Origin of the sequence: Bradyrhizobium sp. SZCCHNRI1009 (genome assembly GCF_032487575.1) — a bacterium.
Classification (GTDB): Bacteria; Pseudomonadota; Alphaproteobacteria; order Rhizobiales; family Xanthobacteraceae; genus Bradyrhizobium.
In genome coordinates this window covers 174,048-200,613 of the sequence record NZ_JAUEUL010000012.1, presented here as the reverse complement: position 1 = coordinate 200,613, position 26,566 = coordinate 174,048, and the positions used below count along the sequence as shown (strand labels likewise).

27 protein-coding genes and 1 pseudogene are annotated in these 26,566 nt (G+C 65.1%); 18 read left to right on the top strand and 10 right to left on the bottom strand.

The features are described from left to right. The 3 genes from QX010_RS21645 to QX010_RS21635 all read right to left on the bottom strand — a co-directional run. On the bottom strand, positions 1 to 332 hold a 332-nt coding region (locus QX010_RS21645), incomplete at its 3' end, for a TCP-1/cpn60 chaperonin family protein (protein ID WP_316181760.1). Positions 333 to 345: 13 nt separating this feature from the next. Beyond that, on the bottom strand, positions 346 to 882 hold the full coding sequence (locus QX010_RS21640) for a hypothetical protein (RefSeq protein WP_315802157.1): 537 nt from the start codon (positions 880 to 882) through the stop codon (positions 346 to 348). 1 nt (position 883) lies between these two features. After that, entirely contained in the window at positions 884 to 1,609 is a 726-nt protein-coding gene (locus QX010_RS21635) for a hypothetical protein (protein ID WP_315802156.1), read from the bottom strand. 253 nt (positions 1,610 to 1,862) lie between these two features. On the opposite strand from QX010_RS21635, the gene QX010_RS21630 reads away from it, so the two are divergent. The 3 genes from QX010_RS21630 to QX010_RS21620 all read left to right on the top strand — a co-directional run bounded on the left by QX010_RS21630 (position 1,863) and on the right by QX010_RS21620 (position 4,526). Next, positions 1,863 to 3,560 carry a SulP family inorganic anion transporter gene (locus tag QX010_RS21630; RefSeq protein WP_316181758.1) on the top strand — a complete coding sequence of 566 codons (1,698 nt, stop codon included), beginning with the start codon at positions 1,863 to 1,865 and terminating at the stop codon, positions 3,558 to 3,560. Between the two features lie 195 nt (positions 3,561 to 3,755). Further along, complete coding sequence (locus QX010_RS21625; RefSeq protein ID WP_315802154.1) at positions 3,756 to 3,986, top strand: hypothetical protein; 231 nt, start codon at positions 3,756 to 3,758, stop codon at positions 3,984 to 3,986. A gap of 267 nt (positions 3,987 to 4,253) precedes the next feature. Continuing rightward, complete coding sequence (locus QX010_RS21620; RefSeq protein WP_315802153.1) at positions 4,254 to 4,526, top strand: GCG_CRPN prefix-to-repeats domain-containing protein; 273 nt, start codon at positions 4,254 to 4,256, stop codon at positions 4,524 to 4,526. A 170-nt stretch (positions 4,527 to 4,696) separates the two neighbouring features. Here QX010_RS21620 and QX010_RS21615 read toward each other — a convergent pair whose 3' ends face one another. Continuing rightward, complete coding sequence (locus tag QX010_RS21615; RefSeq protein ID WP_315802152.1) at positions 4,697 to 6,118, bottom strand: FAD-binding oxidoreductase; 1,422 nt, start codon at positions 6,116 to 6,118, stop codon at positions 4,697 to 4,699. A 72-nt stretch (positions 6,119 to 6,190) separates the two neighbouring features. Between QX010_RS21615 and QX010_RS21610 the strand changes: the two genes are divergently transcribed. Next, positions 6,191 to 6,697, top strand: coding sequence for a thioesterase family protein (locus QX010_RS21610; RefSeq protein WP_316181756.1), 507 nt, complete (start codon positions 6,191 to 6,193; stop codon positions 6,695 to 6,697). A gap of 37 nt (positions 6,698 to 6,734) precedes the next feature. Here the strand turns inward: QX010_RS21610 and QX010_RS21605 are convergent, their stop codons facing one another. After that, positions 6,735 to 7,952: an alpha/beta hydrolase gene (locus QX010_RS21605; RefSeq protein ID WP_316181754.1), complete on the bottom strand. Its 1,218-nt coding sequence runs from the start codon at positions 7,950 to 7,952 to the stop codon at positions 6,735 to 6,737. Between the two features lie 282 nt (positions 7,953 to 8,234). Beyond that, a complete protein-coding gene (locus QX010_RS21600; RefSeq protein ID WP_315802149.1) occupies positions 8,235 to 9,734 on the bottom strand; it encodes an amidase in 1,500 nt (499 codons plus the stop codon). Between the two features lie 260 nt (positions 9,735 to 9,994). Here QX010_RS21600 and QX010_RS21595 point away from each other — a divergent pair, with 260 nt between their 5' ends. The 4 genes from QX010_RS21595 (at position 9,995) to QX010_RS21580 (ending at position 13,063) form a co-directional block, all read left to right on the top strand. After that, positions 9,995 to 10,834, top strand: a complete 840-nt coding sequence (locus QX010_RS21595) for a roadblock/LC7 domain-containing protein (protein WP_316181753.1) — start codon at positions 9,995 to 9,997, stop codon at positions 10,832 to 10,834. A gap of 60 nt (positions 10,835 to 10,894) precedes the next feature. Further along, positions 10,895 to 11,656: an MBL fold metallo-hydrolase gene (locus tag QX010_RS21590; RefSeq protein ID WP_315802147.1), complete on the top strand. Its 762-nt coding sequence runs from the start codon at positions 10,895 to 10,897 to the stop codon at positions 11,654 to 11,656. Positions 11,657 to 11,720: 64 nt separating this feature from the next. Next, a complete protein-coding gene (locus QX010_RS21585; RefSeq protein WP_316181751.1) occupies positions 11,721 to 12,422 on the top strand; it encodes an OmpA family protein in 702 nt (233 codons plus the stop codon). Continuing rightward, positions 12,419 to 13,063: a hypothetical protein gene (locus QX010_RS21580; protein ID WP_315713402.1), complete on the top strand. Its 645-nt coding sequence runs from the start codon at positions 12,419 to 12,421 to the stop codon at positions 13,061 to 13,063. The genes QX010_RS21585 and QX010_RS21580 overlap by 4 nt, the downstream gene beginning before the upstream one ends. A gap of 83 nt (positions 13,064 to 13,146) precedes the next feature. On the opposite strand, the gene QX010_RS21575 is transcribed toward QX010_RS21580, so the two are convergent. Continuing rightward, positions 13,147 to 13,320, bottom strand: coding sequence for a DUF1328 domain-containing protein (locus QX010_RS21575; RefSeq protein ID WP_315802178.1), 174 nt, complete (start codon positions 13,318 to 13,320; stop codon positions 13,147 to 13,149). Between the two features lie 291 nt (positions 13,321 to 13,611). On the opposite strand from QX010_RS21575, the gene QX010_RS21570 reads away from it, so the two are divergent. The 8 genes and pseudogenes from QX010_RS21570 (at position 13,612) to QX010_RS21535 (ending at position 22,273) form a co-directional block, all read left to right on the top strand. After that, on the top strand, positions 13,612 to 16,194 hold the full coding sequence (locus QX010_RS21570; RefSeq protein WP_316181750.1) for an ATP-dependent helicase: 2,583 nt from the start codon (positions 13,612 to 13,614) through the stop codon (positions 16,192 to 16,194). 366 nt (positions 16,195 to 16,560) lie between these two features. Continuing rightward, the gene (locus QX010_RS21565) at positions 16,561 to 18,153 is read left to right on the top strand and encodes a hypothetical protein (protein WP_316181748.1); all 1,593 of its coding nucleotides are present in this window, start codon (positions 16,561 to 16,563) and stop codon (positions 18,151 to 18,153) included. Between the two features lie 107 nt (positions 18,154 to 18,260). Continuing rightward, positions 18,261 to 18,599: pseudogene (locus tag QX010_RS21560) on the top strand (AAA family ATPase); the annotation flags it as partial. A gap of 101 nt (positions 18,600 to 18,700) precedes the next feature. Then, positions 18,701 to 19,117 (top strand): hypothetical protein, encoded by a 417-nt coding sequence (locus QX010_RS21555; protein WP_315802144.1) that lies wholly within the window; start codon positions 18,701 to 18,703, stop codon positions 19,115 to 19,117. Then, positions 19,117 to 19,788 (top strand): OmpA family protein, encoded by a 672-nt coding sequence (locus QX010_RS21550; protein ID WP_315802143.1) that lies wholly within the window; start codon positions 19,117 to 19,119, stop codon positions 19,786 to 19,788. Before QX010_RS21555 ends, QX010_RS21550 begins: the two co-directional genes overlap by 1 nt. Before the next feature lie 242 nt (positions 19,789 to 20,030). Next, the gene (locus QX010_RS21545) at positions 20,031 to 20,582 is read left to right on the top strand and encodes an Mpo1-like protein (protein WP_315802142.1); all 552 of its coding nucleotides are present in this window, start codon (positions 20,031 to 20,033) and stop codon (positions 20,580 to 20,582) included. Next, complete coding sequence (locus tag QX010_RS21540; RefSeq protein WP_316181746.1) at positions 20,582 to 21,607, top strand: NAD-dependent epimerase/dehydratase family protein; 1,026 nt, start codon at positions 20,582 to 20,584, stop codon at positions 21,605 to 21,607. The genes QX010_RS21545 and QX010_RS21540 overlap by 1 nt, the downstream gene beginning before the upstream one ends. A 42-nt stretch (positions 21,608 to 21,649) precedes the next feature. After that, entirely contained in the window at positions 21,650 to 22,273 is a 624-nt protein-coding gene (locus tag QX010_RS21535) for an isoprenylcysteine carboxylmethyltransferase family protein (RefSeq protein ID WP_315802140.1), read from the top strand. A gap of 6 nt (positions 22,274 to 22,279) precedes the next feature. Here the strand turns inward: QX010_RS21535 and QX010_RS21530 are convergent, their stop codons facing one another. Both QX010_RS21530 and QX010_RS21525 read right to left on the bottom strand, forming a co-directional pair. Then, positions 22,280 to 23,326 (bottom strand): alpha/beta fold hydrolase, encoded by a 1,047-nt coding sequence (locus QX010_RS21530; RefSeq protein WP_316181745.1) that lies wholly within the window; start codon positions 23,324 to 23,326, stop codon positions 22,280 to 22,282. 122 nt (positions 23,327 to 23,448) lie between these two features. After that, positions 23,449 to 24,183 carry a hypothetical protein gene (locus tag QX010_RS21525; protein ID WP_316181744.1) on the bottom strand — a complete coding sequence of 245 codons (735 nt, stop codon included), beginning with the start codon at positions 24,181 to 24,183 and terminating at the stop codon, positions 23,449 to 23,451. A 282-nt stretch (positions 24,184 to 24,465) separates the two neighbouring features. Between QX010_RS21525 and QX010_RS21520 the strand changes: the two genes are divergently transcribed. Then, positions 24,466 to 25,386 (top strand): ABC transporter ATP-binding protein, encoded by a 921-nt coding sequence (locus QX010_RS21520; protein WP_316181743.1) that lies wholly within the window; start codon positions 24,466 to 24,468, stop codon positions 25,384 to 25,386. Then, positions 25,383 to 26,144 (top strand): ABC transporter permease, encoded by a 762-nt coding sequence (locus QX010_RS21515; RefSeq protein WP_316181742.1) that lies wholly within the window; start codon positions 25,383 to 25,385, stop codon positions 26,142 to 26,144. The genes QX010_RS21520 and QX010_RS21515 overlap by 4 nt, the downstream gene beginning before the upstream one ends. 28 nt (positions 26,145 to 26,172) lie before the next feature. Here QX010_RS21515 and QX010_RS21510 read toward each other — a convergent pair whose 3' ends face one another. Further along, on the bottom strand, positions 26,173 to 26,523 hold the full coding sequence (locus tag QX010_RS21510; protein WP_316181740.1) for a hypothetical protein: 351 nt from the start codon (positions 26,521 to 26,523) through the stop codon (positions 26,173 to 26,175). Positions 26,524 to 26,566 lie beyond the last annotated feature (43 nt).

The following is a 26,566-nucleotide window of genomic DNA, read 5'->3' as shown; positions in this document are numbered from 1 at the left end:
ATGCCGGCGGCAACCGCCTTGGCGCCTTCGCGGACGATGGCCTGGGCCAGCACGGTCGCGGTGGTGGTGCCGTCGCCAGCCGCATCAGCGGACTTCGAGGCGACCTCGCGCACCATCTGCGCGCCCATGTTCTCGAACTTGTCGTTGAGCTCGATCTCCTTGGCGACGGTGACGCCGTCCTTGGTGATGCGCGGCGCCCCGAACGACTTGTCGAGGACGACGTTGCGGCCCTTCGGACCGAGCGTGACCTTCACGGCATTGGCGAGGATGTCCACGCCGCGCAGCATGCGGTCGCGGGCTTCACCGGCGAATTTGATGTCCTTGGCTGCCATTCTCGACGACCTCCTAGGGCTTCAACATCGGCAGACTGATCGCTTTCTGCATATGCCTGATGTTGACGAGACGCAGCTTGGATATCTTGGTCAGGCAAGCCTGGTCGCTGACGACATCGACCCTGAGCCGGTCAGGATCGAAGCCTGCCAGGATCAGCCTGTCCTTGAACTCCATGGCACGATCGAGATCGCATTCCGGCTCCTGGTCGGAGGCCACGATGTAGATCTCGAATCCCAATATCGCGATTTTCTCCCTGTCCAGGCGGTTGCTGAACTCGACGAACTGGCCGTCGATGTAGCGCCTGTTCTCCGGCTTCAGGTATTTTGCGTCGATCAGACACCCGATGGTCTGCGACAGCGCTTCGTCCGGGATGGCTTCGTGCTTCTCGCACAAGATGGAGACGCTGAAATGCTTCGAATTGGAGTACTTCGACTGCATGATCTCCTTCTTGCAATCCTGCATCTGCCGCATCGGAACGCCGAAGGGGGACCAGGCACATGGCTGCTCGCCGTCGAGCGTGGCGAAATAGAGAGGAATGACTTCGCGCATCTTATCTAAGCCCCTGATTCAACACCGTCAGAGTTTCGACGAGCGACTCCTGACCTTGCGTCGCAGCCGCCATGAAGTCGGCATGGCTGGCCATCTTGCTGTAGGCAATGAAGGATCGGAGCTTCTTTTCCACCCCCCTGGGCAACCCCGGCTCGACAAGCTGCGAGGCGGCCTCCTTCAGCTCCTTGGCGAGCGACTCCACGTCTTCGACCAGCTCCGCCCGCTTCACCTTGAAATCCGTCTTTTGGACGTCCGTATCCTTGAGACGGCGGACATGGGCCTTTGCCCGTCGCCAGAGCACCCCGATTTTTCCGAGGTCCGGTCCGCCCGACTGCACGAGCCGGCCGATCAGCGACAGGGCGGCGAATGCTGATACGCTGGCCTGCATCAGCGCGGCGTTCATGTCCGATCTGGGCCAGGTTCCGAGCAAGCTCAGCACAGTGACCACCAAGACCGTGACGAGGCAGGGAATGATCGCCGCGACGACCGAGATGTAGTCCGCTCTTGCGGCGTTGATGCATACGACCAGGCACAGGAGTAAGACGACGACCGTGATGCGCGCTTCGTGCCCCGCAGCCTGCGTGCCGAGCGAGGTGAAAATATCGATGGCCTTGATTGCTCCGGTTGCGGCCACCAAGAACAGCAGCGCCATCAGCAGCGGCCCCACCAGCGCATGCTCGGGGCGATACGGAAACCAGATCAGCCGGTGGAAGACGACCTTGTACAATGGCGTATCCCGTCGTGAGACGAAGCCCCGTCTCGCAGGCTGCAGGCAATGGAGACCTCGGGGGCCTCAAATCGAGTATCCAAACCAATCCGAATTAGAGAATAATGATGCCAACTCCAACGTTCTTGCAAGTCCGTCCTGCCGTGCGGGCAATTGCACCTGCGCTGTTGCGCTGCCCGATCCAGCCGTGCCATCGAGGATGATCGGGCTGTGGCTCTGCCGCCTGCAGCGACGTCCGGAGACGTAGAAACTCATGACAGACCAGACTGCGGCCGGGCGTCCATGGACGCTGCTCCGCTCCCTGCAATCCTACCGGTTGAGCGCCCTGCCCGCCGATCTCGCCGCCGGACTGACGCTGGTGGCGATCGCGATCCCCGAGCAGATGGCGACCGCCAAGCTCGGCGGTTTCGCGCCCGAGATCGGCTTCTTCGCCTTCATGGCGGGATCGCTGGGGTTTGCGCTGTTCGGCGCCAACCGCTTCCTGTCCTGCGGCGCCGATTCCACGATCACGCCGATCTTCGCCGGCGGCCTGGCGCTGCTTGCGGCCGGCGGCACGCCCGAATACGGCAGCCTGGCCGCGGCGCTGGCGCTGCTGGTCGGGGTCATGCTGGTGCTGGCCGGCGGCTTCAAGCTCGGCGGCATCGCCAACCTGCTGTCGGTGCCGGTCACCGTGGGCTTCCTCGCCGGCATTGCCGTGCATATCATCGTCTCACAATTGCCGGGCGTGCTCGGCCTGCCGTCACCGAGCGGGCCGACGCTGGCGCGGATCGCGACCCTCGCGGGCGAGCTCGGCAAGTCCAACGCATACACGATGCTCATCGGCTTCGGCGTGCTCGCGACCATCACGGTCTGCGAGCGGATCAGCGCCCGCATACCCGGCGCGCTGATCGCGCTGACGGCCGCGACCCTGTTCGTGATGTCGGCCGGGCTGCAGGGCGGTGGCGTGCCCGTCATCGGCGAGATCGCCGGCACGGTGCCGATGCCGTCCGTGCCGCTGATCGGACCGGAACAATGGGCGAAGCTGGTCCCCCTCGCCTTCCTGATCGCCGTCGTGGTGATGGTGCAGACCTCGGCGACGACGCGCTCGTTCCCCTCCGATCCCGACCGGCCGGCCGACGTCGACCGCGACTTCCTCGGCGCCGGCGCCGGCAGCCTGCTGGCCGGATTGTTCGGCGCCTTCCCCGTCAATGCCAGCCCGCCGCGCACCGGCATCGTGGTCGAGACCGGCGGCCGGTCGCAGGTCGCAGGCCTGCTCGCCGCCGCGATCGTGCTGCTGCTCGTGCTGTTCGGCGCCCGGCTGCTTGCGAATGTGCCGGAGGCGGCGCTCGGCGGCGTGCTGCTGTTCGTGGCCTTGCGCATCATCCGCGTCGCGCAGATCACCAGCGTCTATCGTGCGTCGAAGGGCGAGTTCCTGCTCATCCTCGCCACCGCGGTGGCGATCATCGCGCTGCCGATCGAGCAGGGCGTCGCGATCGGCATCGCGCTGTCGCTGCTGCACGGCATCTGGAGCACGACGCGCGCCCACCTCATCGCCTTCGAACGCGTGCCAGACACGACGATCTGGTGGCCGGCGCATCCGCAGATCAGAGGCGAGGAGCTGTCCGACATCGCCGTGGTCGGCTTCCAGGCCCCGCTCAGCTTCCTCAATGCGGCGACGTTCCGCGCCGACATGCAGCGCCTGCTGCGCAGCCGCAAGCCGCGGCTGGTGGTGTTCGAGGCCAGCGCCATCGTCGAGATCGATTTCACCGCCGCGCAGACCCTGCGCGAAATGATCCATATCTGCAACGAGGCCGGCATCGTGTTCGCGGTGGCGCGGCTGGAGTCGCTGCGGGCCCAGGCGGCCTTCGAACGGTTCGGCCTGTACGACGTGCTGCCGCGGGAGCGCGTGTTCCACAGCGTCGATCACGCGCTGCAGAAGCTGCGCGGCAGTGCCTCGGATATGCACGCTTGAGGGAATGGCGGCACGAGCACCGCCGTGGTCGAACGACGTCTCCGGGACCAAGCGGACGCTTGCGCGCAGTGACCTCGTGATACAAACCGTTACACGTTGCGGCGACGCTCGACATATGCCCGCTAAATTGATCGGCGAGACAGCAGCCTCACAAGGCCCGGCGCGTCGGCCGCGGCAAGAGAGGAATCATCGATCATGCACAAGCTGTTTCCGCTGCTGTTGATAGTCATCTTCAGCGCTGCCGCCCAGGCTCAGGACAGGAGCGCGATGCGCCAGGCGTGCGGCGACGACGTGCGCACGCTTTGTACGGGAATCATGCCGGGCGGCGGCCGCATCAAGCAATGCATGATCGAGAAGTTCGATAAGCTCTCCGACGGCTGCAAGACGGCGCTGAAGGACGCGAAGGCGCAGCCTGGCGGCAAATGATGCCGGCTGCGACGAAAGCCGGCGGCAGACGTCGCTCGTCGTTCATGTTCCTTGCAGCGAATGTCTGCTAGAATATCCTAAGATGGCGACGATGCCGTAGCGATGCGCTCCATGATCAGCAGAGCTGCATCGCGCGATCGGTGTCGTGGAGGTCTCTATGGTACTAGGAAGAGGTTTCGCGGCGTCGAAAAAATTGCGAAACCAAATCCTGTCCGAGGACGTCTAAGGACTGCACTGCTTCGAAACCAACGAGAGGACCGCACTGCAATGCGCAATCTGTTCACCTCCGCCCTGCTCGCCGCGACCGTCATGCTGGGCGCGTCGGCCGCGCAGGCCTTCACGCTGCCGGCCCAGCCGGCTGCTCCGGACGGCAATGTCGAGCGCGTCGCCGGCGGCTGCGGTCCCGGCTGGTTCCCCGACCGTTGGGGCCGTTGCCGGCCCGCCCCGCGCGTCTATCGCCCCTACGGTTATGGCGGCTTCGGCCCGCGCACCTGCTGGGTCCGGCCGACCCCGTGGGGACCGCGCCGCGTCTGCCGTTGATCTGCACGGAAACAAAGCGCCGCCGCGTGTCGAACGCGGCGGCGTTTTCTATTTGGTGAATCGTGATGCATTCCGACATCTCCCGCGGGCTGGGAGATGTGAGCAGCAGCCCTATGTGAGCAGCGGGCCTGCACGCCGAACCCAAATCCCAGCTCGGCTTGGATTGCCGATCAGCGCGCCGGGATGATCTTGCCTGGATTGAAGATGTTCTGCGGATCGAGCGCCTGCTTCACCGCGCGCATCGCATCGAGCGCTTCCGGGCCGAGCTCGGACTCGAGATATTTCTGCTTGCCCTGGCCGATGCCGTGCTCGCCGGTGCAGGTGCCGCCCATGGCCTGCGCGCGCTCGACGAGGCGATGCATGAACTCGTCGCCGCGCGCCATCTCGTCGGCGTCGTCGACGTCGCACATCAAGGAGCAGTGGAAATTGCCGTCGCCGACATGGCCGACGATCGGCGAGGTCAGCCTGAGACGCGCGAGGTCCTCCTCGGTCTCGGTGACGCAGTCCGCGAGCCTGGAGATCGGCACGCAGACATCGGTCGCGACCACGCCGACACCGGGCCGGATCGCCTTCACGGACCAATAGGCATCGTGACGCGCCTGCCACAGCTTGGTGCGGTCTTCCGGCTTGGTGGTCCAGGCGAAGTCGCCGCCACCGCACTCCCTGGCGATCTCGGCAAAGTTCTTCGACTGCTCGGCGACCTCGGCCTCGCTGCCGTGGAACTCGAGCAGCAGCAGCGGCGTCTCCGGCAGCGTCAGCTTGGAATAGGCGTTGCAGGCCTTGACCTGCGCTGCATTGAGCAGCTCGATGCGCGCCACCGGAATGCCGGTCTGGATCGCGAGGATCGTCGCCTGGCAGGCGCCCCGCACCGTCTCGAACGAGCACGACGCCGCGGCGATGGTCTCGGGGATGCCGCGCAGGCGGATCGTCATCTCGCAGATGATGCCGAGCGTGCCCTCGGCGCCGATGAACAGGTGCGTCAAATCGTAGCCGGCCGCGGACTTCTTGGCGCGGGTGCCGGTCTTGATGATCTCGCCGTCGCCGCGCACGACCTTCAGCGCCAGCACGTTCTCTCGGATGGTGCCGTAGCGCACCGCATTGGTGCCGGAGGCGCGGGTCGAGGCCATGCCGCCGAGGGACGCGTCGGCGCCGGGATCGATCGGGAAGAACAGGCCCTGGTCGCGCAGATATTCGTTCAAGGTCTTGCGGGTGATGCCGGGCTGGATCACGCAGTCGAGGTCCTCGGCATGCACCTCCAGCACCTTGTTCATGTCGCGCATGTCGATGCAGATGCCACCGGCCGGCGCATTGACCTGGCCCTCCAGCGAGGTGCCGGTGCCGAACGGAATGATCGGCACGCCTCGGGGGGCACAGATGCGGACGACGTCCTGGATGTCGGCGGTCTCCTGCGCCAGCACCACGCCATCCGGCGGCTGCGTCGGCAGCCAGGTCGTGGTATGGCCATGTTGCTCGCGCACGGCCTGCGAGGTGATGAGCCGGTTGCCGAAGCGGGCCGCGAGTGCGTCGAGCGCGCTCTTGAGCGCCTCCGGCGCGGGCCGCTTCAAATCGTGATGGGGGATCGTCGTCGCCACTGCTTCCTCCGAAAGTTGGGCGGACCGTGGCAAAGGACGCAACAGGGGTCAAGGGAGCAAACGGAAGAGCCGATGAGCGATAATGCAGTGCCCACGACGCAGGAGGCCGGGCCGTTCCTGTCACAGGTCATGCAGATCGAGCCGCAATGGATCGACTACAACGGCCATCTCAACATGGCCTACTACAACGTGATGTTCGACCGCGCGATCGACCAGATCTGGGCCGAGCTCGGTATCGGCCCCGCCTATATGAAGGAGCGCCAGGGCTCGACCTTCACCGCCGAATGCCACGTGCGCTATCTGCGCGAGATCCATCTCGGCGATCCCGTCCAGGTCGCGGTCTGGCTGATCGCAGCCGACGAGAAGCGGCTGCACACCTTCGAGGAGCTGCGCCATGCCGAGGAAGGCTGGGTCTCGGCGACCTCGGAGAACATGTCGGTGCACATCGACATGACCAAGCGCAAGGTCGCGCCGTTTCCGCCGGACATCCAGGCCAACATCGCCCGCGTGCTGCAGGCGCATGCCGCGCTGCCGCAGCCCGACGGGCTCGGCCGCGCCATCGGCATGCCGCGCAAGTAGGACCAGCGGGCCATGCGGGCGCGCCGGCGTCCCGCGCTCAGCTACCGCCGGCCGCCCTCTTCTTCGCAGCACCTGACTTGGCGACGCGCGCCTTCGCGGCGCGCGGCTTGGGACTGGTGGCCCTGACCGCCAAGCGGGCCTGCGGCCGGATGCGGTAGCGCCCCGACCCGGCCGGATCGCGGTTGCCGACCTGGTTCTGCGGCACGCCGCTCAGGACCTGGACGATGTCGTCACGGACGACCGGAAAGATGCGATAATACTGGTGCTCCTGCGGGTCCTGCGCGAACGACGTGACGTCAGAGCAATCCACCGCGGTGACCTTGTCGCTGATGCTGCCCATGTTGTCGGGGCCGTCATTGCCGAGCCGCGGACCGTTGAATTTCGTGCCCGCGCTCAGCGTGTTCAGCACCCAATCCTTGGTCGAGTGATAGACCGTGACGCTGCTCGCGGTGCGCGGCAGATATTTCAGCTTCGCCGGGTCGTCGAACGCATCCGCGTCCTCGTCGGCTGCCGCGAGCACGATCTTGTCGAACGTCCTGCGCAGTCCGGTCAGCGCCGGCTGCGTGCCGTCCATCCGCACCATCGCCGGCACGCTGCCAGCCATGGCCGCGCCGGCCGCGGGATCCGGCATCTGCATCAAGGCCTGCAGCGCGCCGCGCAGGACATAGACGCCCATGCTGTGACAGATGAGATGAATGCTCTGGTTGCAGCGCTCGCTCTCCGGCAGCCCGTCGACGAAATCATAGAGACGCCGCAGCGTGCGTGCCACGGCCGGGCCGGATGCCGCCGCCGTCTTGCGATCGTGCTGGTAGTCCACAAAGGGCAGCGGCACGCCGACCGGCGAGGCCACCGACGGCCAACTGAACACGAACATGTTGGCGTCGATCCCGTAGAACGCCGATATCCACCCGGCGCGTTCGATCGAGTCGACGAAGCTGTTGCTGAAGCCGTGAATGAACGCGATCGTCGGCCGCGCCTTCGCCAGCATGTCGGTACGCAGGGCGCCGAAGATCGTATTGCTGCCGAGGACGGCTCGGGAGCCTTGCGGAAAGATCAGTTGCTCGTCCTCGACATGAAGCGATCCAGGCACCAGGCCATAGCTCGATGCCTGCAGATCGACGGCGATCTCGGCCCGGCCATACCTGATGTTCAAGCCGTTGACGGGACCGAGCTCGGAGCTGAACCCGGTAATCTGATTCGTGCCTTCAGCCGTGATCGGTTGCCTGTTGGTCGCGAAATAGACCGTGACGTTCATGATCCCGCCCTCTGAGAATATCGCCAGCAAGCATGGCACGGCACCGGACGAGCGGATCGTCGGAAGCGGCGCGAAATGGCTTCCGCACCACGGCAGTCACGCGCGATGGGCCGGATCCGAACAACGTCGCCGTCTGAACAACGTCGCCGAACCGGCGCGGCTTCCGCAACCGCGCTCCACCTCAGATAGAACACCACAAACAGCGCGCACGCAATCGCGATGGATGCGCACGGCGTCTTGCGACGCACGACCGCGCTGCGCAAACCGGCCCATCTCGTCTGGTCAGCCCTGCATCACCCAATCGGGCAAGCGCGCGAACCAGGGCTGCGCCTGCTCGAGCTGGCGGGCGAGCTGCAACAGTCTCGTCTCGTCGCCGAGCCGGCCTGTGAACTGCACGCCGAGCGGCAGGCCGTCGGCGGTCCAGTGCAGCGGCACGCTCATCGCCGGCGTTCCCGTCAGATTGGCGAGCTGCGTGAACGGGACATATTGCAGGCTGTCGCGGGCGATCTTGTCGATCATGCCGTCGAGCAGGCCCCAGCGCGTCAGCAGCCCGAGCAGGCCGATGCGGTCGAGCATGTCGAGCAGGGTCTGTTCGGCCGTGCTCGGATCGCCCTCGCCGTGCCGGATCGGAGGGTGTGCGAGCGTCGGTGTCAGCAGCAGGTCGTAGCGCGCATGGAAGCGCGCGAGCGCGCGAGCGAACTCGTTCCATTTGAGCAGCTGCGTCGTCAGCGCGCCGGCCGAGATCGCGCCGCCCAGCGTCGACAGCACCCGCGTCAGCAGCTCGAACTCCTCGCGCCTGGCGCCCTTGCCGCGCGCGTCGGCGACCAGCGCCGCGACCTGGCCGAAATAGATGTGCAGGAACGAGGTCGCGAGCGCGGCGCCGTCGATGTCGGGGGTGGCCTCCTCGACCTCGTGACCGAGGCCCCGCAGCAGCTTCACGGCGTTGTCGACCGCAAGCTTCGCCTCGGCATGCACCTCGGTCCCGATCGGCGACGCCGCCGTGTAGCCGATGCACAGGCGGCCGGGGTCACGCGCGACCGCATTGGCATAGACCACGCCGGGCTCGGCGGTGAGAAAGGGATCGCCGGGCTCGCTGCCCGCGATGACGTCGAGCGCGAGCGCGGTGTCGCGAACGCTGCGCGACAGCACGCCCTCGCTCGAGGCGCCGAACCAATACTCACCGAAGCCCGGGCCCGACGAGATCAGGCCGCGCGACGGCTTCAGCCCGAACAGGCCGCAGCAGGCGGCGGGAATGCGGATCGAGCCGCCGCCATCATTGCCGGCGGCCATCGGCACGACGCCCGAGGCGACCGCCGCCGCAGCACCGCCGCTGGAGCCACCCGGCGTATGCGCGGGATTCCAGGGGTTGCCGACGCGGCCAAAAGCGCGGGAGTCGCTGACGCCCTTCAGCGCGAGCTCCGGCAGGTTGGTCTTGCCGAAGATCACCAGGCCGGCTTCGAGATACCGCCTGACGACCGAGGCATGCTCGGCGGCGGCGAAGCCGGACAGCGCCTTGCTGCCATAGGCCGTGGGCAGGCCCGCATAGTCCTGGGCACAATCCTTGATCAGGAACGGTACGCCGGTGAGCGGGCCGGTGGCGGGCTTGGCAAGCTGCGCACGGGCCTCGCCCTCCATCAGCCTGCAGACGGCGTTGGTCCGCGGCTGGGCCCGCTCGTTCTGTACCAGCGCGAGCTGCAGCAGCTCGGCCGCATGGGTCTCGCCGTCCTTCACCGCGGCGGCAAGCGCCGTTGCATCTCGCTGCACATAGTCCCCGAAGTTCACGCCGCCCTCCCCGCACCGCAATCGTTGCCGTGATCGTAGCTGATTCTGGCTGCAACCGAGGCGCAGTTGCGCCGAACGCGGCGTCAATGCGGCCCCATCGGGGCGATCACGGCGACATGATGATCAACCCCGGTCGGAACGAGGGCCGGATTGCGCAGCTTGGTCCCGATTTTAGTTAATTTGATTCAGATCATTCGTCGCGTCTCTTGTGCCGACCTAACCTTACGCATCGTTAGTTGCGTAGAGTTGACGAGAGAGCGATGGGACGCCTCGCAAGCCTGCTGAGCCGAGCGCACGGTCCGCATGAGGATGCGGCGGCCCTGCCCGTGACCACCGCCGACTACTTCATCCTGTTGTCGCGCGCGATGGAGAACCTGCCGGATTCCTCCCCCGAACGCCGAGCCGAAGTCTACCAGTCGGCCCGCCAGGCGCTCGTGACCCAGTTGCAGGCGATGGATCCGCCGGTCTCGCGATCACGCATCAAGGCCGAGCAGCGCGCGCTCGACGACGCGGTTGATACGATCGAGACGCGCGCGCTGACGACACCGGACGGCAGTCCGGAACAGACGATGACGCTGGTCCCGGATGACCCGCTGTATCCCTCCGCCGTTACTGCACAGATCGACATTCCCGCCGTTTCCGTTTCAACAGCTCAAGATGATGACCAGGACCCCGCCATGGCTCAAAGTCAGTTTCATTCCAAGTTTGCCCCGCGCGCCGTCGAGGAGAAGCCGATGTCACGACTCGATGAAATCAACCGCGTCCTGCGCAAGCTGCAGAGCGACTCGTTCGGGGTCGAGGCCTGCGCGCTGATCTCGGAGGACGGGCTGATGATCGCGAGCGTGCTCGCGGCTGACATGGAGGAGACGCGGGTCGCCGGCATGACCGCGACCTTGCTGTCGCTGGGCGGCCGCGCCGCCATGGAGCTCGGCCGCAGCCATCTGCAGGAGGTCATCATCCGCGGCGAGTCCGGCTACGCCGTGCTGGTCAGCGCCGGCCGCGGCGCGCTGCTGCTCGCGCTCACCAACGAGAACAGCAAGCTGGGCTTAACCTTCTTCGACATGCGCGAAGCCGTCCGGTCGCTGCAGAAGGTGCTGTAGCGCATCGTCGTCAATGAGCCGGCGCGCGGCGATCGCGCGGCGCCGGCGGGGAGTCATTTCATGGCCAATACCGTCCTCTATGACGACGGCGTTCACAAGAACATCCTGCTGGAGGATTTCGGCGCCGGCGACCTCGCGGTGCAGGCGAACCAGCATCTGATCATCCACGACCGCATCGGCATGCTGCTCGATCCGGGCGGCCACAAGGTCTATTCCAGGGTGCTCAGCGAGACCTTCAGCGAGCTCGCGGGCGGGCGGCTGAAATATCTGTTCCTGTCGCACCAGGATCCCGACATCGTCGCGGCGATCAACGGCTGGCTGATGACGACCGACGCCGACGCCTACATCTCGGAGCTGTGGACCCGCTTCGTGCCGCATTTCGGCTTCGACCACATCGTCGCCGACCGGCTGAAGCCGATCCCCGATGAAGGCATGGTGTTCGATCTCGCCGGCAGCAGGCTGTATGCGCTGCCGGCGCACTTCCTGCACAGCGAGGGCAATTTCCAGCTCTACGATCCGATCTCGAAGATCCTCTACAGCGGCGACCTCGGCGCTTCGATCGGCGTCGACTACACCGTCGTGCGCGACTTCAAGGCGCATACGCGCTTCATGGAAGGCTTTCACCGCCGCTACATGGTCTCCAACCGCGTCATGAAGGCGTGGGCGCAGATGGTGAGCACGCTCGACATCGAGATCATCGCCCCACAGCACGGCGCGCTGTTTCCGGATGCTGCAATGTCGCGCCAGTTCATCGCATGGTGCGCGGGGCTCGAATGCGGCATCGACCTGATCACGCCGAAGTTCAAGGTACCCGTGGGCTGAGATGCTGGCGCCTTCCCCGAACTCCGTTCCGCCCTCGCCCGCGATGCGCGTCGATGCGTGCACCGTGGCCGGCGAGGAGGCGCCGATCTGGCTCGCCGCGGCCTTCGCCGTCGCCGGCACCCTGATCGCCGTCATGTCGGCAGCGCTCTGGCAGCAAGGCAGCGCTACGCCGCCGGTCGCGACGGCCGCAATGCCGGTGATGGCCGTGCCGCAGCGCGACGACCGCGTTGCCGACGCGGCGCCCAAGCGACGGGAGGCGCGGATCGTCGACCCGGCACCGGTCGCGGCGCCGCCGACGCCGCCCGCGCCCGCTCCCGTCGTAATCGCGCCACCGACTCCGCCGGTCGCCCCGGCAGCGCCCCCGGAGCCCCAGAGCCCCGCGAAGCCTTCCGCCGAGTGCTTCGCCCCGCTGGCGGTCGGCTTCGAGCGCGGCAGCGCCCGACCGAACCCTGCCGACATGAAGCGGTCGCTGGCGATCCTGCAACGCACGCTCGCGCGCCACGGCGATGCGACCATCATCATCGAGGGCCATACCGACGCCAGCGGCACCGAGGATCTGAACGTGCTGCTCAGCTATTCGCGCGCCAAGGAGATCGCGGCCCAATTGAAGCGCGAGGGTCTCCCGGCGCAGCGGATGTCGGTGCGCGCCGCCGGCGCCGGCGAGGCGCGCGGCGATGCCCTGGCGGTCGCGGGCGACCGCAAGGCCGTGCTGCGCATTGCGGGCGTCGATGATTGCAGTCAACTCACAGCGACGAAGCGACCATGACGATCTATGCCATCGTGAGCGGCCTCGGCGCCGCCATCCTGCTGCTGACCTCGGGCTATCTGTTCGGCGCCCGCCAGGGCGCGCTGTCCCGCGAGCTGCTGCGGCGGCAGGTGCAGATGCAGGCGGCCAGCCTCGACCAGTTGCAGGAGCAGAGCAGCCACGACGCCATTGAGCGGGAGACCAGCCTGCGCAGCGCGATCGAGGACGTGCTGGCGCCGCTGGTCGAGCGCGAGCGCATCTCGCTGGATCTCGCGCAGCTCGCGAGCCGGCCGGGCCGGCGCCGCGAGCTGGTGCCGCTGCTCGACCGCATCGCCGAGGTCGGCCGCTTCCAGACCGTGCTGCTCACCAACGAAGAAGGCCTGCCGCTCGCGGCCAATACGACCGCCCACCGCACCGAGCAGCTTGCGGCGGCGGCGACCCGACTTGCGCTGGTGGCGGAGAAGATCGCCGACGAGACCCACATCGCGCCGTTGTCGGTGATGCTGCGCGACGCCTCCGAGGCGACGACGCTGTGCCGGATCTTCCGCGTGCAGGACCAGACGCTCACTCTGACCGCGCTCTCCAACGATACGCGCCTCGCCTCCGTGGCGCTCGATCCGGCGCTCGCCAAGGTGCAGGTCGCGCTGACGGCGCCGGCCTGACACCTCCTCAAAACGCAAAGAGCGCAGCACCTCTTGCGAGGCACTGCGCCCTTCGCCGACCTCATTGTCAGGGATGAGGCCGACTACACGCGGCTGCGGCCGCGGGCGAGGCCCACGACGGCCGAAACCAGAAACAGCACGACGGCGATGAAGAAGATGATCTTGGCGATCTCGATGGAGGCACCGGCGACGCCGCCGAAGCCGAGAATGCCGGCGATCAATGCGATAACCAGGAAGGTGACAACCCAGCCTAACATGACACGACCTCTGTCTCTCGATTGCGGTTCAAAGCGACGCGGAGCTTGCGCCGTTGCCAGGACAATCGTGGCTCGGAACAAAGGTTCCGGCCGCGCGGGCCGGTAAAAATTCGCCATTTGCCGGAACAAATGCCCACCGAGGCTGGAGCGGCGTCCGTCTGCCCCGATTTAGGGCTGTAAAACGCCGCCGCCGGCCCCATATAGCCGTCAATCCCTGCTATGAGGGCTCCTTCCTGCAGACCTCGTGATGCCGTCATATGATGCCATCCGAGGGACGAGACTGATTCGCTGATGACCGAGCCCAACCGCGTGAGCCCTTTTCCTGCGCCCGACCACCAGCCCGTTGCCGGCGGCATTGCCGCGCGCGCCCGCGCCGCCGCGACCGGTGGTGCACGCTATCTGGCGGGTCTCAATCCGGAGCAGCGCGAGGCGGTCGAGACGCTCGATGGCCCGGTGCTGGTGCTCGCGGGAGCCGGCACCGGCAAGACCCGGGTGCTGACCACGCGCATCGCGCATATTCTGAGCCAGGGCCGCGCGAGGCCGAGTGAGATTCTGTCGGTGACCTTCACCAACAAGGCCGCGCGCGAGATGAAGACGCGGCTGGCCGAGATGCTCGGACAGGCGGTCGAGGGCATGCCGTGGCTCGGCACCTTCCACTCGATCTCCGGCCGCATCCTGCGCAGCCATGCCGAGCTGGTGCAGCTCAAGTCCAATTTCACCGTGCTCGACGTCGATGATCAGATCCGCCTGCTCAAGCAGTTGCTGCAGGCCGAGAACATCGACGACAAGCGCTGGCCGGCGCGCATGCTGGCCGGGCTGATCGACGGCTGGAAGAATCGCGGCCTGGCGCCGTCCCAGGTGCCCTCGGGCGAGGCCGCCGTGTTCGCCAACGGCAAGGGCGGCAAGCTCTATGCGAGCTATCAGGAGCGGCTGAAGATCCTCAACGCCGCCGATTTCGGCGACCTGCTGCTGGAGAGCATCCGGCTGTTCCGCGAAAATCCGGACGTGCTGCGGCAGTACCAGAGTCGCTTCAAGTTCATCTTGGTCGACGAGTATCAGGACACCAACGTCGCACAATATCTGTGGCTGCGGCTGCTGTCGCAGGCGCCGTCGTCGTCCAACTCGTCATTGCCGGGCTCGACCCGGCAATCCATCACGTCTTCGGAAGAAGATGGATCACCGGGTCTCGACGCTCCGCGTCGGCCCGGCGATGACGACAGAAGTGTTGCCGCGCCTAGCTCCGCCCCCGCCCTCAAGAACATCTGCTGCGTCGGCGACGACGACCAGTCGATCTATGGCTGGCGCGGCGCCGAGGTCGACAACATCCTGCGCTTCGAGCACGACTTTCCCGGCGCCAAGGTCATTCGCCTCGAGCGCAACTACCGCTCCACGGGGCACATCCTCGCCGCCGCCTCGCATCTGATCACGCACAACGAAGGCCGGCTCGGCAAGACCTTGCACACCGAGGACGTCGAGGGCGAGAAGGTCACCGTCACCGGCGCCTGGGATTCGGAAGAGGAAGCGCGCGGCATCGGTGAGGAGATCGAGGAGCTGCAGCGCAAGGGCGAGCATCTCAACGACATCGCGATCCTGGTGCGCGCGTCCTACCAGATGCGCGAGTTCGAGGACCGCTTCGTCACGCTCGGCCTGCCCTATCGCGTCATCGGCGGCCCGCGCTTCTACGAGCGCGCCGAGATTCGCGATGCGCTGGCCTATCTGCGCGTCATCAACTCGCCGGCCGACGATCTCGCCTTCGAGCGCATCGTCAACGTGCCGAAGCGCGGGCTCGGCGATGCCACCGTGCAGATGCTGCACGACCACGCCCGCAAGCGCCGCATCCCGCTGTTCGAGGCGGCGCGCGCGGTGGTCGAGACCGACGAGCTGAAGCCGAAGGCACGCGGCTCGCTGCGCGGGCTGATCCTGCAGTTCGAGCGCTGGCGCGCCCAGCGCGAGGTGACGCCACATACCGAGCTCGCCGAGATCGTGCTCGACGAGAGCGGCTACACCGAGATGTGGCAGAAGGACCGCTCGGCCGATGCCGCCGGCCGCCTCGACAACCTCAAGGAGCTCGTCCGCTCGATGGAGGAGTTCGAGAACCTGCACGGCTTCCTCGAGCACATCTCGCTGGTGATGGACCGCGAGGGCGCAGCCGACGAGGAAGCGGTGTCGCTGATGACGTTGCACTCGGCCAAGGGGCTGGAGTTCGACAACGTGTTCCTGCCGGGCTGGGAGGAAGGCCTGTTCCCGAGCCAGCGCACGCTCGACGAACAGGGCCGCGCCGGGCTGGAAGAGGAGCGCCGCCTCGCCCATGTCGGCCTGACCCGCGCGCGGCGTCGCGCCAAGATTTATTTCGCCACCAACCGCCGCATCCACGGCACCTGGACCACGACCATTCCGTCGCGCTTTCTCGACGAGCTGCCCGCGGCGAGCGTCGAGATCACCGAATCGAAGGGCGGCTCGGGCTGGGGCGGTGCTGGCGGCTACGGTCCGTCGCGCTTCGACAACGTCGAATCGTTCGGATCGAGCTATTCCACGCCGGGCTGGCAGCGCGCACAGGCGCGTCGGCCGGGCGCGGCACGCGGTTCGTCGGAGAGCGGCTTCAAGGAAGAGCCGTCGCCGTTCTCGGGCCGTGATCCGTTCGGCAGCGGCTTCGGCGGTAATTTCGGCCGCGGCAAGCGCGGACCGATGACCATCGAGGGCGAGCTGGTGGCGAAATCCACCGGCACGACGTCGGAATTCGCCCTCGACGACCGCGTCTTCCATCAGAAGTTCGGCTATGGCCACGTCGTCAAGATCGACGGCAACAAGCTGACCATCGCGTTCGACAAGGCCGGCGAGAAACACGTCGTCGACAGCTTCGTGCAGCGGGCGTGACCCGGCGGCCACGATAGGTACTAATCTACCCCCCAAACTTTCCTAAGTCTGCCGACCCTAGCATCAGCCCGCATTTGTTTTCCATCGGGCTTCACCAATTGAACACTGCCTTCCGGCAAGCCGTATATCTTCTCAATGTGTTTCTTGATTGTTCGGAGAGAACCATCTCCATGAGCCCGCTGGTATCTTAGCCCCTTCAATGAGCGCTTGACCTGCTTTGCCACAACTCCTCTCCTTCGAGTTATTCATTTCGCAACGCACGCGAATTCACCAATCGGCAAACCTCTAACACTTGATCAGCATTGACCATATCGGGTGCAAAGCAATACTTTCAACTTAAAATTCGAATCGAAAGGAACAGACTCCTTGTTAGCTCGCAGCGAAAAGGAGAGAACAAAACTTTTAGTAGTTACTGATGCTGACATGCGCTCACCTAAAGCGGATGCACTCGAGGTCGCGCATAAATTCATCTTCGATTATATTCGATCGAAGTTTCCTGACGTTCCCAACGACCTTTTCGCAAGAGACTCCTTCGACAGCGACGCCGGACTCGTCTTGTTCGAGCATATTCAACATGATAATTTTGAGATGTGGGCACTACGCCTAAACGAACCGGACTCTACAATTCCGGGCCGGTCCTGGCATCTTGAGATAACTACAGCGCGAACGCCATCGAGCTTTCGATTCGGCAGCCGCTTGAGCTGCTTCTCTCGAAACTTTGACTTTGAGTTTGCACCAGCCGTCCCCCGCGTCTATCGAAGACTTGCGTCGCAGGGGATACTTCACGGGGACGGTACTAGGCTTACAGATTCACCAGTAGATGTGTCCAACGACGACGATGTGGACTGGTTGTTAGCCTTACTAAACAACCCAGATCGCTGGCGAAACATTATCGCCATAGCAGTCGACGAGCGTGGAATGTCAGCCATCGACCCCTTCAAGCTTTCGGACAAGCTTTGCGGGACGGCTCACGTGGTACGGATCTTCCCGCCAGCGTCTTTCCTGCTTTCCGACAAGATCGAAAAGTACTTATCTGTATTCGACTACGGCATTAGGATCTATCGGCCCACGAACAATATTACTGAAGACGAGATATATCGGCATACACTATTCACGAAGCAACACATATCCAGATTGGATAAAAGCCGGCTTCTGACGAATATTTCGCTGGATGCGTTTCGGGCATCAGTCGAAAGAAATCTTCAGCGCGAAGCGATACCAACATTCGCAAAAATAAGGTCAGCCAGCGCAACTCTCCGCTTAGAAAGCGCTCGCAAACACGGGAGAGACAGTACTTCCTTAGAAGAACAGCTGAATGCAGCACTGGCTGCAAAACGAGCCTCTGAAGCTCAAGCTGAGGAAGCCCTGGCGCTATCCGTACAAGAGGAGACCGAGCGAATACAAGCGGAGGCTGAGCGAGATCAAGAACGAGCTCGAAGCGCCGCTATGAGCGCTAGAATTCGGGCCCTAGAGGATCAGCTCCAGTCCTTAAAAAGCAGCGCAGAAGTCTCAAAGCGACCAGCCAACTATCATGAGATGATCGACTGGATTCAATCCGAATTCGCCGGAAGGCTGCAACTCACAGGGAAAGCGCAACGCGGATTGCGAGACTCCAGATTTAGCGACATCAATCTCGTTTGTGACGTCCTAGAACTTTTAGCAACATTATACGTCGACAGCAGGCGGGGAACCGAGAGCGTTTGGCACAAATTTGACGAAGAGATCAAAAAGTGGGGAATCGAGTTTTCAAGATCGATTTCTGGCAACAGAGCCGGCGAGGAGGGGGACGAATATTTCGTCAAGCACAGAGGGCAGAAGCGATTTCTTGAGTGGCATCTGAAGAAAGGAAACTCTCGCGATCCTAGGCGAGATCTTCGGATTTATTTCTTTTGGGACGAAGAGGACGAAGAAGTCGTTCTGGGATACTTGACAGGACACCTCGACAATCGACTCACGTGAACAAAAGATAAACGGGGGAACCCGAGTACCTGCCGACGCTCGCATCGCTCCTTCAGAGGATTGCTTAGTCTTGGAGGCATGAACTTTTAAGGAGCACTTGGAAAGTTTCCACGCCCGGCTGGCAGCGCGCTTAGGCGCGCCCCCCCCCCCCGGGCACGGCACGCGGCTCGTCGGAGGGCGACTTCAATGAGCCGCAATCGCCATTCGGCGGCCGCGATCCGTTCAGGGGCACCTTCGGCTGCGGCAAGCGCGGACCGATGACTATCGAGGGCGAGCTGGTGGCGAAATCCACCGGCACAACGTCGGAATTCGCGCTCGACGACCGCGTCTTCCATCAGAAGTTCGGCTATGGCCGCGTCGTCAAGATCGACGGCAACAAGCTGACCATCGCGTTCGACAAGGCCGGCGAAAAGCACGTCGTCGACAGCTTCGTGCAGCGGGCGTGACCCGGCGGCCACGCCGCCTTTGCCGCGCGGCGCAATCGAGCTTCACACTTCGCCTTGGTTAGGCCTTGACCATGGCAGCGTGCATCGTATGAGATGCAATCATGGTCCGAGGATACATTCTGTTGAGTGTTGCGGTCGCGCTGTGTGTGCCCTCGCTGGCGGCGGCGCAGACGATGAGCTTTGGCGATTCCGCGGGGCTGATCGCCTCGAGCTGCGGCGCAGACATCACCGCCAATTGCCGCGGCGTCAACCTCGACTCCAACCGCCTCAAGGAATGCCTCTCGCGCAACCAGGACGTGGTCTCCGCGCAGTGCAAGGCGACCTATTTCAAGGCGTTCGAGGCGATCCAGAAGCGCATCGCGGCGCGGGTCACGGTCGCCAATGCCTGCCAGCGCGAGATCGTCAAGCTGTGCGGCGGCTCCACGAAGGAGACGAGCAAATCGATCCCGTGCCTGTTGACGGCCAACGGCGTGAGCGCGCGATGTCAGCAGGCGATGGGCGAAGCGGGGTATCGCTGATGCGGCGGACCGCGAGATCACTGCTGTCGGGGCTGATCGCTGCTTCGCTGGTGGCCGCGAGCGCGCCCGCGTGGTCGCAGGAGCTGAGTCGCGAGGACATCGTGCGCCAGCTCGGCCGCTTCGAAACCGCGCCTGCGCTGGATCTGCCGGCGCTGAAGCAGCAGACGCAGGAGCGTTCCAGGTCGCGCGGGCGCAACGAGCCGCCGCCGCAGAAGCGCCCGCCGATCGCGCCGGAGCTGATGAATCTGCCGGCCTTCAACGTCGACATCCAGTTCGACGTGGACACGCCGATCGTGCGTCCGGAATCCTACCAGACCGTCGGGCGGATCGCCGATGCGATGGTGTATTCCGACCTGCTGCCCTACACCTTCCTGATCGTCGGCCATGTCGAAGCCAACGGCAAGCGCGAGTCCAACGTCATCCTGAGCCAGCGCCGCGCCGACGCGATCCGCGACATCCTGGCAAACACCTTCAAGATCTCGGTCAAGCGGCTGCAATCGATCGGACTTGGCGAGGAGCAGTTGCTCGACCCGTCCAAGCCGACCGCCGCCGTCAATCAGCAGATCCAGATCATCCCGATCGCAAAAACCGTCGAAGAGGCCGCAGCGCCGCCTTCGCCCCCTGCTCCGACGACGCCCGGCAAGCAGGGCCCCCGCAAGCATCGCAATTGATGCAATTGGGACCCGCGCGCAGGCCATGAACCCGGAGCGCTGCGGGCGCGACTGTTGTTTCAGCAGGTGCCGATGCGCTCTTCCCGACAGGCGCGAATGGAACCGGTTTTCAAGTCGGGTTGCGCGCTCGTGCGGATGGGCCGCGATTGCCGGGTTTGTCGATGCAGCCGCTTGATGGTATAGCCCCCTCTTTGCGGCCGTCGATTGAGCGGCGGTCGATCTCATTGACGAGCGAGCCAGCCATGAACGCCATGTTCCGACGCCAGATGGTCGACTACGTCGAATATCATCGCGATCCGCGCAACGGCCTGATGCATGTGTTCGGGATCATCCTGTTGTTCCTGGGCGCCGTGCTGCCGCTGAGCTTGTGGCATTTCGACGCGTTCGGCATCCGGATCGGCCTCGGCGCCGTGCTGGCGCTGCCCGTCCTGCTCTACTGGCTGCTGCTCGATGCCGCACTCGGGGCCGGCATCCTGGCCTTCGCGGTGCTGTTCCTTGCTGCGGCCATGATGATCGCCGATCACGTCCATGGTGTCGCCTTCTGGGCGCTGTTTGCCGCGCTCATCATCTTCGGCTTCGTCTCGCAGGCCGTGGGCCATAAGGTGTTCGAGCGCAACAATCCGTCTCTGCTGGATCATCCGGCGCATCTCTTTCTCGGTCCGATGTTCGTGATGGCGAAATTGTACATGGCGTTGGGCCTGCGGCCTTCGGTGGCCGACCTCATCGCGCCGAACTGGTCGCCGGATCGGCTTGCATCGGACCGGCTTCAAGGCGATCAGCACTCGCGTCCCTAATGAAAATCCTCGTCACTGGCGGCAGCGGTTTCATCGGCCATCACCTCGTCTCTGCGCTCGTGACGCGGGGCGCCGAGGTGCGTGTGCTCGATATTCGCTGCCCCAGCCACATGATCGCTGACGTCGAGTACATCGAAGGCTCGGTGCTCGATGCGGGCCTGGTGAAGCAGGCGGTCGCCGGCGTCGATCAGGTCTATCATCTCGCCGGACTGCCCGGCATGTGGATGCCTGACCGCGAGGACTTCTATCGCGTCAACTGCATCGGCACGGAAACGGTGCTGGCGGCCGCACGCGCCGACCGGGTGCGCCGGTTCCTGCACTGCTCGACCGAATCCATCCTGTTCGACTATCCCCGCTCGACCGGTGCCGCATCGGCGCCAACAGCACCGCCGGCCGAGGCGATGCCCGGGGCCTATACGCGCTCCAAGGCGCTGGCCGAGGCGCGCGCCATGACAGCCGCCGCGGAGGGCTTCCCCGTCGTGGTGGGCACGCCGACGATGCCGATCGGGCCGCATGACAGCAATCTGACACCGCCGTCGCAGATGCTGCGGCATTTCCTGGACAGCCGGGTCCAGCTCTATCTCGACTTCATCGTCAACCTGGTCGACGTCCGCGACGTCGCGGCGGGCCTGATCCTGGCGATGGAGCGCGGCAAGGTCGGCGGCCGCTACGTGTTCGGCGGCGAGAGCCTGCGCCTCAGCCGTATCCTCGATCTCATGGCGGCGATCAGCGGCCGCAAGCATGTCGCAGTCGCCGTGCCCGGCCGGCTGGCCGAGCTGTCGGCGGGCATGCTGGAGTTCGTCTCCGATCACCTCACCAAGCGCTGCCCGTCCGGCACCGCCGAGGGGGTGCGGATCGCCCGCGCGGCCTCGGATCTGTCGATCGACAGGGCCAAGCGCGAGCTCGGCTACGTCCCGCGCCCGATCGAGCCGACCTTGCGCGAGACCATCGCCTTCCTGCTCGGTTCCGAGCCGGGAAAGCGGCTCGACGGTAAACAACACCCTTTTCGCACTGCGGCCGAATAGCTAAGAGCAGCCGGTCCCACGTCCCATAACGGTTTTGCAGACATGTCCGGCGATGCCAGCCCCATCTCGTCAGTTGCGTTCAGCGGCTGGACCACCACTTGGCCCACCTCGCTGCTGGCCATCATCTGGCTGATCTGGCTCGCGAGCTGGGTCGGCGCCTCATTCTGGTCGGGGCAGACCCGCAAGCATGTGACGGTGATCAAGACCAGCCGCTATCACGCGCTGATCGTGCTCGGCGGCATCCTGTTCACGCCGTGGACCTCGCGCCTGCTCGGCGAGAAGCCGTTCTGGACTCCCGGCGAGACCGGCGTCTACCTGCTGACCGTCGTGACCCTGGCCGGCATCGCCTTCACCTGGTGGGCGCGCATCCATCTCGGCCGCTTCTGGTCCAACGCGATCACCCACAAGGAAGGCCACAAGGTCATCGACACCGGCCCCTACGGCATGGTCCGTCACCCCATCTATACCGGACTGATCCTCGGCATGATCGCCACCGGCATCGCGGTGGGCACGGTGACCGCCGTGCTCGGCGCCGTCCTGATCTCGCTCGGCATGGCCTGGAAGGCGAAGATGGAAGAGGTCTTCCTCGCTCAGGAGCTGGGGCCGGATTACGTCACCTACCGGCAGCGCGTGCCGATGATCATTCCGTTCCTGCCGCCGGGCTAAGGCCGCTCAGCGCCTGGCCTGGGCTGCCGAAGGCGGCTGCGGCGCCTGGTTTGCCGCCTGCGGCAGCAGGTGGCGCGGCAGGATGATGCGCTGGCCCGGGACCAACGGCTGGGTGGCGAGGCCACGGTTGGATTGCTGGAGCGCCCAGAGCGGAACGTGATAGTTGGCGGCGATCTGGTCCAGGGTCTCGCCCGGCCTCACCGCCAGAGCAGTGCCGCTGTCCCACAGCTCCACGGAGGCTGTCGGCGGCACCAGATATCGCAGCGGCACCGGATCCGCGTCGGCAGTAGCCGAGGTCTGCGACAACTGGCTGATCATGGTGACCAGCTGGGCGTGCACGTCCTCCATCTTGTCGATGTTGATGTGCGTGACCTCGTCATGATCCTTCATGTCGAAGCTGGCGTAGTGACCGCGAAAGCCGGGCTCCGGCTTGACGTCGCCGCCGCCGAGAATGTTGTCGGACAGGAACAGGTTGATGAAGCGCTGCACGTTGGGCGGCACGCTCTTGGTCGCATGCGCCGGATCGACGGTGACGACGAGGGCGACCGGGATGTTCTGCTCCTGCAGCGTGATCGCGATGCGCACGCTGCACAGCCCGCCCATCGAATGGCCGATCAGCACGATCGGGCCCGGCTCCTGGCGGTAATTCTTGGCCACCTGGAGCGCGATCAGGTCGCACAGCGTGAATTCATAGACACTGGCCCGGTAGCCGGCCGCCTCGATCTTTTCGGCCAGACGATCCATCCCGGTCGAGAACAGCGGCCCGAGCGCGCCGCGGAACAGGTACACCCGCGGCGGCGGCAGCGGCTGGCTGATCTCGGGCGGCGCAGCGGGTACGGCGCGGATCGCCGCGGGGGTTACTGCCGGGGATGCCTTCGCGGATCTGGTCGGCGCGGGGGCGGAAGCAGCGCCGGGCTGGGCGGCCTGCGAGATGCTCGGCGCCGCAAGTCCGGCGAGGAAAGGTGCGGCGAGGAGGATCGCAAGCCGTCTCCTGCCGGCAGCCGCCTTGGCTGGACCGAGCCACCGTCTCGCGATTCGCGCCACGCTGGTCATTCGCGCTCCCGGGAAAGCTCACAAGCTCAGATCGAGCAGGGTCTCATCTCCCCCCTGCCATACCGCTTGTCGCCACTGAATGGGAGCATTTTGGGGCGCGCGCCCAGTGGCGCGGTCGCAGATTACCGGTAGCCGGCGACGTTCGCAGCGCGCTGCGGAGCGGCCATGCGGGTCGCCGGCGCCGCCGCCGGGCGGCCCCGACCGCCGAACACCACGCCGTCGATCGCACCGATCACCTTCTGCTGCATGATCTGGTTCTTCTCGATCGTGACGTGGCCAACACCGGGAACCGATTGGACGTCGACATTCTCGAGCTTGCCGCGGAAGCCGTCGTCGCGGCGGACCGGCTCGCCGGCGCCGCTGGCGATGTAGAAATTGATGTAGCGCTCGGCGTTGCCGCCGACGAGCTTGGTCTTGAACACCGAGTCCAGACCGATCGCGAGCTTCACGGGCACGCCGAGCTGGCCGAGCTTGTTGATCATGTCCGGCAGCGCAGTCGCGCCCGAGGAATGCCCCACCAGGATGATGGTCTTGATCCGGCCGGCGCGGTAGGCGGCCGCCGCCTCGTCGGCGAGCGACGACCACGACACGAAATTGGCGACCGTGTTTGGAATGCCCTGCGAATCCAGCTTGGCGGCGATGTCGTCGAGCCCCAGCGAGAAGATGTTGAGCACGCCGCGCAGCAGATAGACATGCGTGGTGCTGGCGGTGCTTGCGGCCGCCGGGCTCGGTGCCGCCCTGGCCGATCCGGCGCCGAGCGGCAGAGCCAGCGCAACGGCCAGGGCCACCATGCCAAAGCAGCGCGCCGAGAGGCTGCGCTTGAAGGTGGGTCGAACGGTGCTGGCGCGTGGCGTCATCGGTCCTTCTCCGCGGCGGAAATGTCGAGACGGCGCGACCGTACTCAAGATGCTCGCGGACGCAACATTGTCGGACATCGCGAGGCGGCGATCCTCGCCAGCCGTGGCTGAGCGGCAACACCTAACCGTATTGGCCACGGAAAAGCCCAACAAGCGACACGATCGAGGGTCGCGCGCATGATTGCGCGAACGCCCCCCCGTTCCTATCTGAGCGCTTCGCCTGCGCCCCTCCTCCGCGCAGCTCCCCCGCTCTTTTCGAATCCCTCGCATCGAATCCCCGTGATGGCTCCCGTCATTTCCGTTACCGGCCTGTCGAAGACCTATTCCTCAGGCTTCACCTCGCTCAACAATGTCGATCTCGCGATCGAGCGGGGCGAGATCTTCGCGCTGCTCGGGCCCAACGGCGCCGGCAAGACGACGCTGATCAGCATCATCTGCGGCATCGTCAATGCGTCCAAGGGCAAGGTCGCGGTCGGCGGCCACGACATCAACCGCGGCTATCGCGCCGCGCGGGCGCTGATCGGACTGGTGCCCCAGGAGCTGCACACCGATTCATTCGAGACCGTATGGGCCACGGTCAGCTTCAGCCGGGGGCTGTTCGGCAAGCCGAAGAACCCGGCGCTGATCGAGAAGATCCTCAAGGACCTGTCGCTCTGGGACAAGAAGGACGCCAAGATCATCACGCTGTCCGGCGGCATGAAGCGCCGCGTCATGATTGCGAAAGCGCTGTCGCACGAGCCGCAGGTGCTGTTCCTGGACGAGCCGACCGCGGGCGTCGACGTCGAGCTGCGCAAGGGCATGTGGGACGTCGTGCGCGAGCTCAAGGCCGCCGGCGTCACCATCATTCTCACCACGCATTACATCGAGGAAGCCGAGGAGATGGCCGATCGCGTCGGCGTCATCAACAAGGGCGAGATCGTCCTGGTCGAGGACAAGGCCAAGCTGATGGCGAAGCTCGGCCGGAAGCGGCTGAGCCTGCATCTGCAGCATCGGATCGAGACCATCCCCGAGGCGCTCGCGCCCTATCAGCTCGCGCTGTCCGACGACGGCTGGCGGCTCGCCTACGACTACGACACCAAGGGCGAGCGCACCGGAATCACCAGCCTGCTCGGCGATCTCAGGACTGCCGGCATCCGCTTCGTCGATCTCGAGACCAAGCAATCATCCCTTGAAGACATCTTCGTGAGCCTGGTGCGGCAATGAATTTTCGCGCGGTCGCCGCAATCTACAAGTTCGAAATGGCCCGCACCTGGCGCACGCTGCTGCAGAGCATCGTGTCGCCGGTGGTGTCGACCTCGCTCTATTTCGTCGTGTTCGGTGCCGCGATCGGCTCGCGCATCAGCGAAGTGGACGGCGTGAGCTACGGCACCTTCATCGTGCCCGGCCTCGTGATGCTGTCGGTGCTGACCCAGAGCATCTCCAACGCCTCGTTCGGGATCTACTTCCCGAAATTCATCGGCACGATCTACGAGATCCTGTCGGCGCCGATCTCGCATTTCGAGATCGTGCTCGGCTATGTCGGCGCGGCCGCGACGAAATCCATTATTCTCGGGCTGATCATCCTCGCCACCGCCGGGCTGTTTGTGCCGCTGCACGTCCAGCACCCGGTGTGGATGCTGTCGTTCCTGGTGCTGACGGCCGTGACCTTCAGCCTGTTCGGCTTCATCATCGGCATCTGGGCCGACGGCTTCGAGAAGCTGCAGATGGTCCCGATGCTGGTGGTGACGCCGCTCACGTTCCTCGGCGGCAGCTTCTACTCGGTCAACATGCTGCCGCCGACCTGGCACTCGATCGCGCTGCTCAACCCGGTGGTCTACCTGATCTCCGGCTTTCGCTGGAGCTTCTACGAGATCGCCGACGTCAGGGTGGAAATCAGCGTCGGCGTGACGCTGCTGTTCCTGGCGATCTGCATGGCGATCATCTGGTGGATCTTCAAGACCGGCTACCGGCTCAAGCATTGAGCCGGCGCCTCAGCTTGGTGGTGACCGCTCAGCGGTAGCAGTGAAAGCGGCCGTAGCCGTCGCGATATCCGCGGCAGCGATAGTGCCGGTGGTAATACGAGCGGTGCGGGACGCCGAGCACGCCTTCGACGGCGCCCACGGCTCCGCCGACACCGGCACCGACCGCGCCGCCGACGACGCCGCCCACCGGGCCGGCGATACGGTTGCCTTCGTGGGCCCCCTCATGGGCGCCACGGATGATGCCCTGGGCGTGGGCGAATTGCGGCAGCGCCAGCCAGGCCAACGCCAGGATGAACAGTGCGAGCGCAGCCAGCAGATAGGTCAACTTATGCGGCGCGCGATCGTCGAGCACCGCCGTCTTGGCCTTCATCGTCAACATTTTGAGTCCTGGGAACCGCATGGAGGAATCCTTGAAACGCGGA